Here is a 16,873-nt window from a genome sequence, read left to right on the forward strand (position 1 = left end):
GGCCGCGAAACGGTACTGCATCTCGTAGTACTCGCGCGGAAACACCCGTGCCAGCAGGTTCTCCAGTTGGGTCTCGCCGAAGCCCCCGCGCAGCTTGGGCGCCAGCAAGACGTTCTCCAATCCGTGCACGGACCGGGAGAGGTCGGCCAGTTGCCGCGCCTGCCCGCTCAATTCCCCCACCTGCTTCTGCAGGCCGGCGAAGGTGTCCTGCACGTTGGCGATGCGGTCGTTCACCGCCTTGGAGGTCTCGGCCATGGCGCGCGCGTTCTCGCCCAGCCGCTGGTTCAACTCGCCGCGCATCGAAGCCAGCGCCGTCTGCACGTTTTCGCCGATGCCCTGCAACTGCTTGCCGAAGACCTCGGTAAGTTGCTGGATGGAGCGGTTCGTGGTCTCGCGCAGCACGGTGACGTCATTGCGCAAGGCCTGGTCCCCGCCGCCCGAAGGCCGGCGCAGCACGGCCGTCAGCGCCACCAGCGCTACCAGCGCCACTACCACCGCCACCACTGCCAGCACCGTCCCCAGCATCAGCTCACTCCTGGCTTCCGGCTTGGCTCGATTGTATACAGCCTGGGCTCGGTGGCGGGACACAGTTCCCGATAGACGCACCATACACAATGGCGGCCGGGATTCGCTTCGAACTCCCCCGCCGCGATCCGGGCCGCGACCTCCGCGACCCGCTCCTCCACGGCTCGCAGCTCCTCCGGGGTGCGCGTGGTCGCGACCTCCTGGTTCCCGTCCAGGTTATAGAAGGCGAGGCGCTCCGGCTCCAGTCCCCAGGTATCGCGCGCCGCCAGGGCGTAGAGGGAGAGCTGCAGGCTGTCGTCGGCGTCCTCCGGCTTCTTGGGCGCTCCTGTCTTGTAGTCCACGATGGCGACGCGCGCGCCCGCGATGCGGTCCAGCCGGTCCACCCTTCCCACGACCCGCGCGCCGCCGAGGGTCAGGTCGAAGGCCTTCTCGGTGGCGATCACCTGCGGCGGTGGCTCGGCGGCCCGCAGTTCGCCGAACTCGCGCAACTGCTCGAGGCCCTGCCGCTCATAGAGGCGGCGCTGGGCCGGGTCCTCGAGGCCGGCGTTGGCCAACGCCGCGCGGAACGATTCCAGCAGCGCCTCCGTGCTCTGCGAGCGGCCGCTGAGCAGCGCGTCATAGTAGTTCTTCAGCACGGTGTGCACCACGTTGCCGAACTGCATGGCGCCGGCCGCTCTGCCGGGGATCGCCCACTCCTGGCTGATCTTGTACTTCAGCGGGCATAGCTCGTACTTGTCGATGGTGGTGGCGCTGAGGGTGATGGGTGACGCCACACTCTGCGGCGGCAGCAGGAGCCAGGCGCCCACCCCGGCCACCGCGCTGGGCGCGGCCGCGGCGGCGATGTCGGCGCGGTAGTCGCGCGCCGGCCGCTCCGCCCGAGATGCAGCCAGGGCCGGGTGCGCCAGCACCTCCTTGGGATAGCCGCTCACCTCGCGTTTCTTGCCTCGCGGCCGGGTACACAGGGTGAGCGAGTCGCGCGCCCGCGTCATGGCCACATAGAAGAGCCGCCGTTCCTCCTGCGCGTGGATCTCCTTGCTGCCCGCGGCCGAAGCTCCGCGGGTGAGCGCGGCGGGAAACTCGAACAGGGGCTCGCGATACCCGGTGGGGAAGGATTGCGAACTGGCGCGCAGCACGAAGACGTGGCCGAACTCCAGCCCCTTGGCGGCATGCACCGTCATCATGCGCACGCCCTCGCGCGGATCCTCGTCCCCGGCTTCCTCGTCGTACATCTGCACGCTGCCGCCGGCCTGGGGGAAATGCTCCATGTAGTCGAGGAAGGCGGCGAGCTTGCGGTCGCCGGCGATGGGTTTCTTCTCCCAGTCGGCGACGAAGCGGCGGAAGGCCGCCAGCGGCTCCGGGCGCCCTTCGAGGCTGAATCGGCGGATGGCCAGCTCCACCACGGCGGCGACGCGCATCCTGGCTGCGGCCGCCTGCGCGCGCAGTTCCTCCAAGGCCGCTAGGACCTTCTTCCCTCCTGTCACGCGCTCGAGGATGGAGACGAGGTCCGCTCCCTTCTCCGCTCCTTTTAGCCGGTCGCGCAACCCCGCCGGGCGGATGGCGAACTGCGGCAGGGCCGCCACCCGGAAGAGGCTGCCGCCGTCGCGCGGATTGACGAGCGCGCGCAACGCGGCCATGAGGTCGCGCACTTCGGCCGTGTCCAGCACGTTGACCCCCTTGACCGCCACCGGGATGCCGCGCGCCGCGAACTCCTCGATGGCGACCTTGCGATGCTCGTGGGTGCGGTAGAGCACCGCGAACCGTGACCAAGCGCAGCCGCTCTTCTCCTGCAGGCTGCGCACGCTCTCCGCGACCTCCGCCGCCTCGGCCAGGGAATGGTCGCAGAGGACGATCGCGACCGGCGGCGACGGCAGCGCTTCCCCGCGGGCGGCGGCCTCCTCGCTCCGTGCCGAGCGCAGCGGCCGCCGTTCGAACTCCTGGCCCAAGCGGCTGGTCGCCTGTACCACCGGCGGGTTCTTGGCGATGATGCCGGCCGCGCACGCCAGGATGGGCACGGTGGAGCGGTGGTTCTTCTCCAGCGCCACCCGGCGCGATCCTGGAAAACGCTGCAGGAACTCGTCGAAGGCCGCGCTGGAGGCCCCCCGGAAATGGTAGATGGCCTGGTCGGGATCCCCCACCGCGAAGAGGTTCTTCTCCTCGCCGGCCAGCAGGGCCGCCAGCTCGATCTGGGCCACGTTGCAATCCTGGAACTCGTCCACCAGGACGAAGCGCGAGCGAGCGCGCTCCTCGGCGAGCAGGGCCGCGTCCTTCTTCAGCAGATCGATCGCCTTGACGATCTGCGCCCCGAAGGTGCCCAGGTGGTCACGCTCGAGCATCTCTTCCACCGTGGTGAAGACGTCGCCGATCTCCTGGCAGCGCGCCAGCACCTCCTGGTCGGAGAGCGCGTCGCGCTCCTTGGACTTGCTGACCCGCGGCAGCGGCAATTCCTTCTGGCGCAGGCGCTCCAGGTAGCTCCCGTACGCGACGGGCGTGACCAGTTCGTCCTGGCAGCGGCTGAAGAATTCCTTGAGGTCGCTCAGGAAGCGACCCGGATCGGCGGCGCGCACGAAGCGCTGCCGCGGCAGCTCCTCGATCCGCTGCCGCAGGTAGACCCACAGGTCCTCGTCGGTGAGGACGCCGAAGTTGGCGCCGGCGCGCCGCAGCAGGCCTTCGCAGTAGGCGTGGAAGTTGGAGGCCCGCAGGCCGGCGCACTCGCCGCCCAGCCGCGCCTGCACGCGCTCCCGCATCTCGCGCGCGCCCTTGATGGTGAAGGTGACGGCCAGGATCTCGTCCGGCCGCGCGACTCCCTCGCGCACCAGCCGCGTCACCCGCTCCACCAGCACCGTGGTCTTGCCCGTGCCCGCACCCGCCAGCACCAGCATGGGGCCGCGTCCGTGCTCGATGGCTTCGAGTTGCTTCGGATCGAAGACGAGGGTCACGTTGTACGTCGGGAGAGACCAGAATCCCCAGAGGATTGCATTATGCGGAAGCTGGCCTTACGCCGCAACGGGGAAAGGCTAGGACTCCGCCTCCAGTTCTGCCGCGACCAGCGCTGTCGCGGCGATGGCCGCGGTCTCGGCGCGCAGAATACGGCCGCCCAGCAAGGCCGCCTTCCAGCCCGCCGCACGCAGCCCTTGCGCCTCCTCCTCGGTCCAGCCGCCCTCCGGACCGAAAGCCAGCGCCACCGCCTGCCCGGGCGCCCGCTCGCGGAGCGCCTGCTTAAGTGTGATCCTTTCCTCCGACTCGTCCAAGAAGATGCGCAGGCCTTGGACGCCGGCCGCCGCTTCCCGCAGCTTGGCCGGCGCTGCGACTTCGGGAGCATTGGCCCGCCGCGACTGCTCCGCAGCCTCGCTTGCGATCCGGCGCCATCGCTCCACGCGCTTGCCCGCGGCCTGGGCCAGGTGCGCGTCGGTGCGCCCCGCGATCACCGGGACCAGCCGCGCCGCCCCCAGCTCGGTGAGCTTCTCGATGGCCCACTCCAGGCGGTCGAACTTGAAGATGGAGAGCAAAAGGGTGAGCGGCAGGCCGACGGCGATGCACACCTCGCCTCCCAGTTCGAACTCCACGCGCTCCAGGCTGACCGCGGCCACGCGCCCGCGGCGGACGCGCCCGGCGGCGGCGATGTCGAACTCCTGGCCCACGCGCGCCCGCAGCACGCGCGCCAGGTGCGCGGCATGCTCGCCCACCAGCGCGGCCCGGTCCCCGCAGACCTCGTCGGCGATCCAGCGGCGGCGCGTCATCTCAGGAGCCGAAGATCTCCTTCATCCGGCTGAGCAGGGTCCGGCGCTGCGGCTTGTTCTCCACCGGGGTCAAAGCGGCCAGCTCCTCGAGCAGTTCGCGCTGGCGCTTGCTGAGTCGCGAGGGGATCTGCACCCTCACCTCGACGTGGAGGTCGCCGCGGCCGTGGCCGTTGAGCGAAGGCACGCCCTTGTGGCGCACCCGGAAGACGGTGCCCGACTGGGTGCCCTCGGGGATCTTCAGCGGGTGCTCGCCCTCCAGCGTCGGGATCTTGATCTGCGCGCCCAGCGCCGCCTGGGAGATGGAGATGGGCACGCCGCAGTACAGGTCCTTGCCCTCGCGCTCGAAGAACGGGTGCTCCTTCACCGCGAGCACGACATAGAGGTCGCCCGGGGGCCCGCCGTGCGCTCCAGCCTCGCCCTGCCCAGCATAGCGGATGCGGGTGCCGTCTTCCACGCCGGCGGGGACCTTCACCGCCAATTCGCGCTCGCGCAATACCTGGCCTTCCCCGTGGCACTGCGGACAGGGATCGTTGATCACCTGGCCGCTGCCGTGGCAAGACGAGCAGGTGCGGGCCACGCCGAAGAAGCCCTGCTGATAGCGGACCTGGCCGTGGCCGCCGCAGGTGGCGCAGCGCACCGCCGCTTTGCCCGGGGCCAGCCCCGAGCCCCGGCAGCTCTCGCAGTGCTCGTGGCGGCGGATCCCGAGGGTGGTCTCGGCGCCGAAGACGGCCTCCTCGAACTCCAGGCTCAGGTCCTCGCGCAGGTCGGCGCCGCGGCGCGAGCGGCTGCGTCGCCGCCCGCTGCCCGTGCCGAACAGATCGCCAAAGCCGAACAGGTCGCCCAGGATGTCGGAGAAATCCTGGAAGATGACCTGGTTGAAGTCGGGGAAGCCGGCGCCCGCCGCGCCCACTCCCGCGTGCCCGTAGCGGTCGTAGGCGGCGCGCTTGTCCGCGTCCGCCAGCACGCTGTAAGCCTCGCTGGCCTCCTTGAACTTCTCCTCCGCGTCGGGAGAGGAGTTGCGGTCGGGGTGATACTGCAGGGCCAGCCTGCGGTAGGCGCTCTTGACCTCCTGGTCGCTGGCCATGCGTGCCACGCCCAGGACCTCGTAGTAATCGCGTTTGCCGTTGTTGGCCAGAGTGAGACCCCTCGCGCTCTACTTCCTGGGATTGCGCGCCACCCGCACCATCGCCGGGCGCAGCAGCCGCTCCTTCAGCTTGTAGCCGCGCTGCAGCTCTTGCAGCACGTGATGGTCGGGGACTTCGGTGGTGTCCACCATCTGCACCGCCTGGTGGAGGCGGGGATCGAAGGGTTCGCCCACGGCGGGGATCACCCGCAGGCCCATCTTGCCGAGCGCGTCGAGCATCTGCTTGTAGATGAGCTCGACCCCGGCGCGGAGTTCGTCGCCCGCGGGGGAGTGCGCCAGGGCGCGCTCCAGGCTGTCGAGGATGGGCAGCAGCGGCTTGACCACCTCGGCGGCGGCGTACTCGCGGAACTCGGCTTGCTCCTTGGCGGCGCGCTTGCGCGCGTTGTCGAACTCCGCCTGCATGCGCGCCAGGCGGTCGTACAGCTCTTCCCGCTCGCGCTTCAGGCGGCGCAGTTCCTCGTCGCGCAGGACCTCGGGCGCGGCCGCCGGGGCGCCGGCTTCCTCCACCACGTCGGGCTCATCCCCGCCGGCGGGCAGCTCGTGCTCCGCATCCAGCTTCGGCTCGACCTCGGGTTTGCCGTTCGTCTTCCCCATATACAACGTTTCCCTTCAGTGCTCGTTCAGCAGGTTGTCGAAGAGGCGGGCGATGTAGCTGACCGCCGTGATGGTGTGCTCGTAGTCCATGCGGGTGGGACCGATGACCGCCAGCGATCCCATCACCTCGTCGCCCACCCGCGCCGGCGCCCCGATGAGCACGAAGTTGCGCAACTGCGGCGCCGCCTGCTCCAGCCCGATCACCACCCGCACCGCCTCCTGGCGCGCATCCACGTAGGCGGCCAGCAATTCCGCCACCCTTTCCTTCTCTTCCAGCGTCTTGAGCAACTGGCTGAGGTGCTCGCGGTCGTTCTCGTTGGCCACCAGGTTGGCGGCGCCTTCCACGTAGACCGCCGGCAGCCGCTCGTCGTCGGCCAGCGCCCCCTGCTCATAGAGCTGGGCGATGGATCGGGTCAGGCGGTCGTACTCGTTGCGTTCGCGCTCGATCAAGCGCCCGATCTCGGCACGCACCGCCTCCAGCGTCCAGCCGCGGTAGTTCTCGTTGATGTAGTTGGCAGCCAACTCCAGGTCGCCGGGCTCCAGGTCGCGCTCCAGCCGCAGCAGCCGGTCGCGCACCAGCCCGGAGCGCGTCACCACCACTGCCAGGATCTTGCGGTCACCCAGGCGCGAGAAGTACACGTGCTCCAGCGCGTTCTGCGATCCCGCGGCACTCACCGCCACCCCCACCCCGTGCGAGACCAGCGAGAGCACGTGCGAAGTTCGCTCCATGAACTCCTGCACGTCTGTGATCCCCCGGAACGACCCCTGGATCAGGCCCTCATCAGCGCGCGACAGGTGCGCCTTGCCCGTGATCTGCTCCACGAAGTAGCGGTAGGCCTCGGGTGTGGGCACGCGCCCAGCAGAGGTGTGCGGCTGCTCCAGGTAGCCCGACTCGGCCAGGTCCGCCATCACGTTGCGGATGGTGGCCGGGCTCAGGCCCTCGGGATTGCTGCGCGCCAGCGCCCGCGAGCCCACCGGCTCGCCCGTGGCAATATAGGTCTCCACGATGGCCGTCAGGATGGCGTGCTCACGCTTGCCGATCTGGCCCGATTGCGCCATGAATGCTGCTACCTCTACATTAAGTCCCTTAATTACAAAAACTTAGAAGGATTTCGTGGGTGGACTCTTCTGCCCATGATTCTAGGGTTGAAGAGAGGGGCTGTCAAGGCTGGCACTCTTGGGCTGAGAGTGCCAAGCCGGGTGCATCCGCGCCCTCAGTGGATGCGGATGACGCTCTCCGGCGGGCGGCTGCCGAGTTCGGCGATGCGCGCCGCCACTTGCTTGGCGAAGGCGAAGAAGGACTGGGCGTGCGGCGAGGAGTCGCCTTCCAGCACCACCGGCCGCCCGGTATCGCCGCCCTTGCGGATGTCGGGGTCCAACTCGATGCGCCCTAGGAAGGGCACGCCGAACTGCTGGGCGGTGCGCTCGCCCCCGCCCTTGGAGAAAATGTCGATCTCGTTGTGGCAGTGGGGGCAGATGAAGTAGCTCATGTTCTCCACGATCCCCAGCACCTCCACCTTCACCTGGCGGAACATCTCGATGGCCTTGCGCGCGTCCATCAGCGAGACGTCGGAGGGCGTCGAGACCACGATGGCCCCGCTCACCGGCACCGTCTGGATCAGGGAGATGGCCACGTCGCCCGTGCCCGGCGGCAGGTCGATGACTAGGTAGTCCAGTTCGCCCCACTCCACCTGCTGCAGGAACTGCCGCAGGATGCTGTGCAGCATGGGCCCGCGCCAGATCAGGGGCTTGTCCCCGGGATTGAGGAATCCTACCGAGAGCACCTTCAACCCGAACTGCTCCAGGGGCACGATGCGGTTCTCGCCCACCAGTTGCGGGGTGGCGCTGGTGCCGATCATGAGCGGCACGTTGGGACCGTAGATGTCGGCGTCGAGCAACCCGACCTTGCTCCCCATGCGCGCCAGCGCCACCGCCAGGTTGACCGCGATGGTGGTCTTGCCCACCCCGCCCTTCCCCGAGCCCACCGCCACCACGTGGCGCACTCCGGGGAGCGGCTGCGGTCCGGGCATCTGCGGCGGATGCATGTGCGAGCTCAAGTGGTCACCTTCGGATGGGATGCGGCGCCGGCGCCGAAGCCGTAATTATACCTGCCGCCCGCTCCCCCTATCACGTGCCGTGGTGAGCCGCATCACAGCGCCGCCGCTTGAATTCCCTAAGATGATGAAGTCACACTTTAGTAGGCCCAAGCAGCCGGGCTCTTGATGAGCCTGTGAGTCTGGACTCGCGCACCAGGAAGACGGCCGATCCCGTGCGCTGATTCTCCCTGCCACTTTCCTGGCAAGCCCGCCCGGCTGTGGACCGACTGCCGCGGAGGCGTGCCATGAAACGCACATCCCTCGCCCTTGCATTCCTTGCCCTCTTGACTCTACTGTCTTCCCCTCCGGCTACCGCCCAAGGCGGGCCGCACCGCGGCCTGCCTTTGGAGCGCGCCAGCTTCCAGCGCTCCAAAAGTGAGCCCGCTTTCGCGCCCGGTCGCGTGCTGGTGCGCTTTCGCAAGGGCACGACGGCGGCCGCCATGGCGGCCGCCCACGCCGCCGTGCGCGCCCAGGTGATCCGCTCCTACCGCGTCGTGGGCGGACTGCAGCTCGTCCGCCTCGCCGCCGGCATGTCCGTCGCGCAGGCCCTTCGCCTTTACCGCCGCAACCCCGACGTGCTCTACGCCGAGCCCGATTATCTTCAGTACGCCGACGCCACCCCCAACGATCCCTCCTACGGTCAACTGTGGGGAATGAACAACACGGGGCAGTCGGTCAACGGCGGCGCCGGCGGCACTGTGGATGCCGACATCGACGCCCCCGAAGCCTGGAACCTTTCCACCGGCAGCGCCACGGTGGTGGTCGGGGTCATCGATTCGGGCGCGGACTACAACCATCCCGATCTGGCCGCCAATACCTACAGCAACGCCGCCGAATGCAGCGGCGCCCCCGGTGTGGACGACGACGGCAACGGTTACGTGGACGACTGCCACGGCATCAATCCCGCCTACAGCACTACCGACCCCATGGACGACAACGACCACGGCACTCACGTCGCCGGCACCATCGGCGCCGTGGGCAACAATGGCGTCGGAGTGGTGGGCGTGAACTGGCACGTCCGCATCTATCCCTGCAAGTTCCTGAACGCTGGCGGCTCCGGCCCAACCTCGGGGGCCGTTGAATGCCTCGAGTACTTCGCCATGATGAAGGACCGCGGGGTGAACATCGTGGCCACCAACAACAGTTGGGGAGGCGGCGGCTACTCCCAGGCGCTCTACGACGCCATCGCCGCGCAGCTCAGCCGCGGCATCCTCTTCGTGGCCGCGGCCGGCAACAATGCCAGCGACAACGACGCCGCACCCCACTATCCTTCCAACTACTTTCTTCCCAACGTCATCTCCGTGGCGGCCACCGACCGCTGGGACGCCCTGGCGTCCTTCTCCGATTTTGGCCGCAACACCGTGCAGATGGGAGCGCCCGGAGCCACCATCCTGAGCACGATCCCCACCGCCGACGGCAGCTATGCCTACTTCAGCGGAACTTCCATGGCCACGCCCCACGTCACCGGAGTGATCGCGCTGCTCAAGGCCCAGAACCCCTTCCGCACCTGGATCGACCTCCGCAACCTGATCCTGGCGGGCGGCGACCCCAAGCCAGCGCTGAGCGAGACCGTCACCGGGCGGCGCTTGAACGCTTATGGCGCCATGACCTGCGCCAGCGCCGCCGTGCACAGCCGCTTGCAGCCGGCGGGGCCACTGGTGACGGCGGCCGTGGGTGTGGACGTCCTGCTGGCAGAACTGGCCATCAACTGCGCCTCGCCCGACGGTGGCGGCGGCATCACCGTGGACCTCGACCCCGGCGGCGGCAGCTTGCCACTGCTCGACGATGGCGCCGCTCCCGATCAGGCCGCCGGCGACGGCATCTTTACCGCCGACACCGTCCTCAATTCCAACGGCATCTTCACCCTGACCTTCCCCGGCGGGGACGCGGTCACCGCCGAGGTCCTGGTTCCCTACGCCGCCCCCACGCTCCCAGCCTTCAGCTATCGCACCATCTCGGGCACGGACCTGGACCTGGGCGACGACACCGCCGCGAACATCATTTCTCCTTTCGCCGTTCGTTTCGGGCAAGGCAGTTTTTTCAACCTGCACGTGGGCAGCAACGGGGTGATCGAGCTGGTCACGTCCACCAACTCTCCCGCCAACGACACCCTGCCCAGCGGCGTCAACGCCGTCATCGCTCCCTGGTGGGACGATCTCATGCCGCAAAGCGGCGATCCCTCCCACAACGTCTACTGGGCGGTCACGGGCTCGGCTCCCCACCGCGAACTGGTGGTCGAGTGGCGCGCCGTGCCTCATTACGAGACCTCGGTCAGCGCCGCCGCTAACGTCACCTTCGAGGTGGTCTTCTTCGAGGACAGCAGCGACCTCCTCTTCCTTTACAAGGACGCCACCTTCGGCAGCGTCAGCGCCGATCATGACCAGGGCAAGACCGCCAGCGTGGGCGTGCAGATCGCTTCGGGCTCGGCCGTCCAGTACAGCTACTACACCGCCTCGCTCAGCGACAGCCTGGCGCTGCTGTGGCACTTGAGCGGCGATCCCGTCCCCGGACTCTTCTCCATCTCGCCGTCGCATGCCACCCAGGGCGGCGAAGCCTTTACCCTGATCCTGGATGGCACCGGCTTCGCGAGCGACTCGGTGGTGCGCTGGGGCGGCGCCGCCCGTATCACCCACTACGTCAGCGACACGCAATTGACCGCCGACATTCCCGCCTCCGACCTCGCCCTAGGAGGTCCGGTGAACGTCACCGTCCTCAACCCGGCACCGGGCGGCGGGGAGTCCTCGCCCGCCGTCTTCACCGTCGACAATCCCGTCCCCATGCTCTCTGAGATCGGCCCCTCCAGCGCAGCCGGGGGCTCCGGCGCCTTCACCCTCACCCTCTACGGCACCGGCTTCGTCGGCAGCTCCGTCGTGCGCTTCAACGGCAGCAACATTCCCACGCACTACACCAGCGCCACACAACTGACCGCGGATGTGAGCGCCGACTGGATGGGTATCGCCAACAGCATCCCCGTCACCGTCTTCAACCCTGCTCCCGGAGGCGGCGTCTCCAATGCTCTGACCTTCACGGTCACCTCCAACCCTGTGCCCAACCTGCTCTCACTGACTCCCTGGCACACGGCCGCGGGCGGCCCGGCCTTCACCCTGCACATCTACGGCAAGTACTTCGCGCCGGGCGCGGTGGTGAAATGGAATGGCAGTTCGCGCACCTACAGCATGACCAACATCGTGGCCCTGGAGGCCGACATTCCCGCCTCCGACCTCATCACCCCGGGCAGCGCCACGGTCACGGTCACCAACCCCGTCCCCGGCGGCGGCGAGTCCGCTTCCCTCACCTTCACCATCGACAATGCCGTGCCCGGCGCGGGCACGCTGCATCCCAGCTCCGTGGCCGCCGGCCACGCGCAGTTCCCCCTGACCATCCATGGCACCGGCTTCAATACCACCTCGGTGGTGCGCTGGAACGGAAGCGACCGCGCCACCACCTTCGTCAGCGGCACGCAGCTGCGGGCCACCATTCTCGCCGCCGACCTGGCCGGCGAGGGCACCGCCGATGTGACCGTCTCCAACCCGGGCTCCGGCGGTGGCGAATCCTCCGCCCTCACCTTCACCATGCACTCCTGGCGCTCGGCGAACGATTTTGACGGTGACGCCAAAGCCGACATCCTGTGGCAGAACTCCTCCACGCATGACGTGGCGGTGTGGCTGATGGACGGCGCCTCCAAGACCAGCGCGGCCATCGTGGCCAGCGGCGTGGATGCCAACTGGAAAGCGGTCGGGGTGGGCGACTTCGATGGCGACGGCAAAGCCGACATCCTCTGGCAGAACTCCTCCACCGGGGGCGTCGTGGTCTGGCTGATGAACGGCGCCTCCAAGAGCAGTGCCGCCTTCGTCGCTACCGGCGTCGATCCCAACTGGAAGATCGTGGGTGTGGGCGACTTCGACGGTGACGGCATGGCCGACATCCTCTGGCAGAATCCCGCCACCGGCGGCGTGGTGGTCTGGCTGATGAATGGCGCCTCCCGGACCAGCGCCGCCTTCGTCGCCACCGGCGTCGATCCCAACTGGAAGGCCGTGGGCGTGGGCGACTTCGACGGCGACGGCATGGCCGACATCCTGTGGCAGCACTCCTCCACTCATGACGTGGCGGTGTGGCTGATGGACGGCGCCACCCGCACCAGCTCCGCCTTCGTCGCCACCGGCGTCGATCCCAGCTGGAAGGTCGTGGGCGTCGGCGACTTCGACGCCGACAGCAAGGCCGACATCCTCTGGCAGAACTCCGCCACTGGCGGAGTCGTGGTCTGGCTGATGGACGGCGCCGCCAAGAGCAGCGCCGCCTTCGTCGCCACCGGCGTCCTGCCCGCCTGGAAGGCGGTCGCGGTCGCCGACTTCGATAGCGACCACAAGGCCGACATCCTCTGGCAGAACTACTCCACCGGCGACGTGGTGGTCTGGCTAATGGACGGCGCCGCCAAGACCAGCGGTGCCTTCGTGGCCTCCGGCGTCGATCCCGCCTGGAAGGTCGTCTCTGTCTATCCGTGAGCCTGCTGCGACATCGGCAAACCGGGCCGGGGCAGGTTCCCCGGCCCTCCCTTTTCGGATACGCGGGCGGCAGGACATCTTCCCGCGGGAGCGCCGGTGGATACCTGCCCGCCGCTCCGGCTATCACACGCAGCGGTGAGCCGCATCACGGTGCGGAACTTGCATCGCAGGCGATGATAAGACCACACTTTAGTAGGCTACGATAGCCGGGCCCTCAACGAGCCCGCGATTTGCCCAACGCGAAGACGGTCGAATCCCCGGCGATTGGCTCTCGGGAGATTTCTGGCCAGGCCTGCCTGACTGTGGACATTCGGCCGCGGAGGCGTGCCATGAAACGCACTTCCCTCGTCCTTGCATTCCTTGCCCTCTTGACTCTTCTGTCTTCCTCGCCCGCTCCCGCGCAGGGCGGGCCGCGCCGCGGCCTGCCTTTGGAACGCGCCAGCTTCCAGCACTCCGAGAGCAAACCATCTTTCGCGCCCGGTCGGGTGCTGGTGCGCTTCCGCAAGGGCAGGACGGCGGCCGCCATGGCGGCCGCCCATGCCGCCGTGCGCGCCCACGCGATCCGCTCCTACCGCCTCGTGGGCGGGCTGCAGCTCGTCCGTCTGGCCGCCGGCATGTCCGTGGCCCAGGCCGTTCGCCTTTACCGCCGCAACCCTGACGTGCTCTACGCCGAGCCCGATTACCGCGTCCACATCCTCACCCCCGTCGTCCCCAACGATCCCCAGTTTCCCACCCAGTGGGAGCTGAATAATACCGGCCAGAGCGGGGGCACGGTGGATGCCGACATCGACGCCCCTGAGGCCTGGAGGCTCACCGCCGGCAGCAACAGCGTGACGGTGGGAGTGATTGATACCGGCTTTGATTACAACCACGAGGACCTGGCGGCTAACGTCTGGTCGTCTCCGTTCTCTTACACGGTGAACGGCGTGACCTGCCCCGTCAACTCGCACGGATTCAATGTCGCCTATAACACCTGCGACCCCATGGATGACAACGGCCACGGCACGCACGTCTCGGGCACCATCGGGGCGAAGGGGAACAACCACATCGGGGTGGCGGGAGTGAACTGGAACGTGACCCTGATCGCTTGCAAGTTCCTCGACGCCAGCGGCAGCGGCTATGACTCCGACGCCGTCACCTGCCTGGAATTTTTCAAAGACCTCAAGGACAACCACGGCATCAACCTGGTGGCCACCAACAACAGTTGGGGAGGGTATTGGTTCTCGCAGGCACTCTTCGATGCTATCGACGGCCACCGCCAGAGCGGGATCCTGCTCGTGGCAGCCGCCGGCAACTACGCGATGGACAACGACGGTCCCACACTTTTCCCCGCCGATTACTACCTGCCCAACCTGATCGCGGTGGCCTCCACCGATCGCAACGACCTGCTTTCTGAATTCTCCGACTATGGCAAACGCACCGTCCACTTGGGCGCACCCGGGTCGGAGATTCTGAGCACGACCCCCAACAACACCTACAGCGCCTTCAGCGGCACCTCCATGGCGGCGCCGCACGTCACCGGGGTGGCGGCGCTGCTGAAGGCGCAGGATCCCAGCCGCGACTGGCGTGCCCTCAAGAACCTGATCCTGGCGGGTGGAGACAGCAAGGCCAGCCTGACGAACACCGTCACCAGCAAGCGGCTGAATGCCAACGGCTCGCTTACCTGCTCCAATTCCGAGGTCATGGGGCGCCTGCAGCCGGTCGGCGATTCTCCCTCGGTCGTGGTAGGACTGCCGGCCACGCTAGCGGTGCTGCACATCAACTGCGCCTCCCCGGCGGGCGACGTCACCGTGACCATCAATCCCGGCGGCCTTACCCTCACCCTCAAGGACGACGGGGTGGGGCCCGACCAAGCCGCCGGCGACGGTATTTACACCGGGCAGTTCACTCCCCCCGCCCTGGGACGGTACACCGTTGGCGCCACTGGCGGGGAAACCTTCACCCTCACCGCGCTCCTTCCCTACTCTTACCAGTCGACGACCTACAGCTATCGCACCATCACCGGAACCAACCTCGCTTTCGTGATGGACCAGGCCGCACAGATCACGCCCACCTTCCCCGTCCGTTTTGGCGGCGCCAGCTTCAGCAGTCTGTGGGTGAGCTCTAACGGCACCATCTCCTTTGACATTCCTTTCGCTTCTTGGAACAACACGTGGCTTCCGACGCCGGGTCCCAATACGCTGGTTGCGCCCTTCTGGACCAGCTTCGCCGAAGCAGACTGCCCAGCGGCATGTACATCCCCCGACCCCGACCAGAATGTGTTCTGGCAGGAAATCGGCACCGCACCCAGCCGCGAGCTGGTCGTCGAGTGGCGAGACGTCTACCTGCCCTGGGTCCCGGGCCCTGACGGGTGGGATCGACCCTTCCCGGACGAGTCCGTCCGCTTCCAGGTAGTGTTTTTCGAGGGCAAGAGCGACATCCTGTTCAACTACGCGGACGCCACCTTCGGCGGCTACTCCGCATTCGCCGACCACGGCGCAACCGCCACGGTGGGAGTGCAGGTGACGCACTACTTTGCCAACCAGTTCAGCTTCGTCGAACCCAGGCTCACCGACAACATGAGCCTGCTCTGGCGCACCGCGCCCGGCTTTTTTATGACCTACTGCGGGTCCCCCACATTGATTTGCGACCAGAAGGGCTGCCACTGGACGGCACCGCCTTGCACCCGCCCGCTGCCCGCGATCGAGTGAGGACGGAGGGTCTCAACTAAGCCACATCGCAATGCCGAACCGGGTGGCAGTGGAGGCGGCGTCGGCGGGCAGGAGCTTCAGTAGCCTTCTTCTCCCGCCTCCAGCTTCACCTTGCCGCGGGAGCGGCGGTAGAGGAAGGCGAAGTAGCCGATCGCAAGCGCCATCCCCAAGCACCACCAGATCAGCCCCACGCGCAGCCCGTAGGCCGGGGCGGCGGCGTTGTAGATGGTGAGGCTGTAGCTGGAATCGGTCGAAGCCGGCAGAACCTGGGGATAAAGCCCGAAGGCGGCTCCCCCCAGCATCCCCACCAGGTAAGCGGCGGAGGCCACGAAGGCACTGCGGTCGTTGCCGCGCAGGCGGAAGTGGAGCATCGCCCCCAGGCTCGCCCCCACCAGGATGGGCAGCAGGAACCCCCAGAGATGGGTGCGGTAGTTGTCGGCCATTTGCGGGCGGACGCGCAGGGTGACGATCAGGCCCACCACCGAGAGCAGGACCACCAGCGGCCAGGCCCAGGCAGCGGCCTTCCGCGCCCGCGCCTGCAGCGCGCCCTCCGTCTTGGTGGCCACGTAGAGGGCGCCGTGCTGCGCCAGCGCGGCCAGCGCCAGCACCCCGCACAGCACCGTGTACCAGTCGAGGATGCCGGCTTCCGCCTGCACCGTGAAGTTGGTCCACAGCGGCTCGAAGAAGTAGCCGGCGGCGTCCAGGGGCACGCCCCGGATCACGTTACCCAGCGCCGCTCCGAAGAAGATGGCCAGCAACGCGCTGGCGAACGAGAACACCGCGTCGTAGAAACTCTGCCATAGCGGATTGTGCAGGTGGGTACGGAACTCGATGCCGATACCGCGCAGCATCAGCAGCCACAGCACCATCATCAGCGGCAGGTAGAAGCCGCTGAAGCTGGAGGCGTAGAGCAGGGGAAAGGCGAAGTACAGAGTGCCGCCGGCGGCCAGCAGCCACACCTCGTTGCCGTCCCACACCGGCCCGATGGAGCGCAGCACCAGGCGCCGCTCCTCGCTCGTGCGGGCCACCGCCAGATGCAGGATGCCCGCGCCCAGATCGAAGCCGTCCATCACCACGTAGGCGGTGAGCATGAAGGCGACCAAGACGAACCAGAGGGTTTCCATCGTTCCTCCTCTACGCCGCAGCCGCGGCCCGCTCTTCCGGCAGGAGTTCCGGTCCGTGCCCGATCTCCCGCCACACCAGGAATAGGAAGAGCATGGAGAGCACGGTGTACATGCCCATGAATCCCAGCAGCGTGAACAGGCCGTTGCCCGCCGACACCGTCCGCGAGTAGCCCTCGGCGGTGCGCATCAGCCCGTAGACCAGCCAGGGCTGGCGGCCCAATTCCGCCGTCATCCAGCCGGCGGTGTTGGCGATGTAGGGAAAGGGGAAGCTGAGCATCAGGATCCACAGCATCCAGCGCGCCTCAAACAGCCGCCGCCGCCACAGCAACAGCGCCGCCGACACCATGATGGCGATGAAGATCGTCCCCAACCCCACCATGATGTGGTAGCTGTAGTAGAGCAAGGGGACGTTGTCGGGCCACTGCTCGGGCGGGAAGTCCTCCAGCCCCTGCACCTGCGCG

The 16,873-nt window shown here is 67.9% G+C and carries 11 protein-coding genes; 2 read left to right on the forward strand and 9 right to left on the reverse strand.

Annotation, left to right across the window (positions count from 1 at the left end):
• The 7 genes from rmuC to VEG08_05960 form a co-directional block, all read right to left on the reverse strand.
• Positions 1 to 525, reverse strand: a 525-nt coding sequence (gene rmuC, locus VEG08_05930; protein HXZ27523.1) for a DNA recombination protein RmuC, incomplete at its 3' end; no start/stop codon positions are given.
• The gene (locus VEG08_05935) at positions 525 to 3,461 is read right to left on the reverse strand and encodes an ATP-dependent DNA helicase (protein ID HXZ27524.1); all 2,937 of its coding nucleotides are present in this window, start codon (positions 3,459 to 3,461) and stop codon (positions 525 to 527) included. The genes VEG08_05935 and rmuC, both read right to left, overlap by 1 nt.
• A gap of 78 nt (positions 3,462 to 3,539) precedes the next feature.
• Positions 3,540 to 4,262 (reverse strand): RsmE family RNA methyltransferase, encoded by a 723-nt coding sequence (locus VEG08_05940; GenBank protein ID HXZ27525.1) that lies wholly within the window; start codon positions 4,260 to 4,262, stop codon positions 3,540 to 3,542.
• A gap of 1 nt (position 4,263) precedes the next feature.
• Entirely contained in the window at positions 4,264 to 5,397 is a 1,134-nt protein-coding gene (dnaJ, locus tag VEG08_05945) for a molecular chaperone DnaJ (protein ID HXZ27526.1), read from the reverse strand.
• Between the two features lie 18 nt (positions 5,398 to 5,415).
• On the reverse strand, positions 5,416 to 6,000 hold the full coding sequence (grpE, locus tag VEG08_05950; protein ID HXZ27527.1) for a nucleotide exchange factor GrpE: 585 nt from the start codon (positions 5,998 to 6,000) through the stop codon (positions 5,416 to 5,418).
• Between the two features lie 15 nt (positions 6,001 to 6,015).
• Positions 6,016 to 7,059, reverse strand: coding sequence for a heat-inducible transcriptional repressor HrcA (gene hrcA, locus VEG08_05955; protein HXZ27528.1), 1,044 nt, complete (start codon positions 7,057 to 7,059; stop codon positions 6,016 to 6,018).
• A 155-nt stretch (positions 7,060 to 7,214) separates the two neighbouring features.
• Positions 7,215 to 8,045 (reverse strand): Mrp/NBP35 family ATP-binding protein, encoded by an 831-nt coding sequence (locus VEG08_05960; GenBank protein ID HXZ27529.1) that lies wholly within the window; start codon positions 8,043 to 8,045, stop codon positions 7,215 to 7,217.
• Positions 8,046 to 8,341: 296 nt separating this feature from the next.
• On the opposite strand from VEG08_05960, the gene VEG08_05965 reads away from it, so the two are divergent.
• Both VEG08_05965 and VEG08_05970 read left to right on the forward strand, forming a co-directional pair.
• Positions 8,342 to 12,598 (forward strand): S8 family serine peptidase, encoded by a 4,257-nt coding sequence (locus VEG08_05965; GenBank protein ID HXZ27530.1) that lies wholly within the window; start codon positions 8,342 to 8,344, stop codon positions 12,596 to 12,598.
• A 329-nt stretch (positions 12,599 to 12,927) separates the two neighbouring features.
• Positions 12,928 to 15,288, forward strand: a complete 2,361-nt coding sequence (locus VEG08_05970; protein HXZ27531.1) for a S8 family serine peptidase — start codon at positions 12,928 to 12,930, stop codon at positions 15,286 to 15,288.
• 77 nt (positions 15,289 to 15,365) lie between these two features.
• Here the strand turns inward: VEG08_05970 and cydB are convergent, their stop codons facing one another.
• On the reverse strand, positions 15,366 to 16,412 hold the full coding sequence (cydB, locus tag VEG08_05975; protein HXZ27532.1) for a cytochrome d ubiquinol oxidase subunit II: 1,047 nt from the start codon (positions 16,410 to 16,412) through the stop codon (positions 15,366 to 15,368).
• A 10-nt stretch (positions 16,413 to 16,422) separates the two neighbouring features.
• The coding region (locus VEG08_05980; protein ID HXZ27533.1) for a cytochrome ubiquinol oxidase subunit I at positions 16,423 to 16,873 on the reverse strand (451 nt) is incomplete at its 5' end.

It is taken from the genome of Terriglobales bacterium, from assembly GCA_035624475.1.
Classification (GTDB): Bacteria; Acidobacteriota; Terriglobia; order Terriglobales; family Acidobacteriaceae; genus DASPRL01.

Coding starts and splice junctions, on each gene's coding strand:
- VEG08_05940 (HXZ27525.1), bottom strand. CDS start 4,262: ATGACGCGCCGCCGCTGGATCGCCGACGAGGTCTGCGGGGACCGGGCC.
- grpE (HXZ27527.1), bottom strand. CDS start 6,000: ATGGGGAAGACGAACGGCAAACCCGAGGTCGAGCCGAAGCTGGATGCG.
- hrcA (HXZ27528.1), bottom strand. CDS start 7,059: ATGGCGCAATCGGGCCAGATCGGCAAGCGTGAGCACGCCATCCTGACG.
- VEG08_05960 (HXZ27529.1), bottom strand. CDS start 8,045: ATGCATCCGCCGCAGATGCCCGGACCGCAGCCGCTCCCCGGAGTGCGC.
- VEG08_05965 (HXZ27530.1), top strand. CDS start 8,342: ATGAAACGCACATCCCTCGCCCTTGCATTCCTTGCCCTCTTGACTCTA.
- VEG08_05970 (HXZ27531.1), top strand. CDS start 12,928: ATGAAACGCACTTCCCTCGTCCTTGCATTCCTTGCCCTCTTGACTCTT.
- cydB (HXZ27532.1), bottom strand. CDS start 16,412: ATGGAAACCCTCTGGTTCGTCTTGGTCGCCTTCATGCTCACCGCCTAC.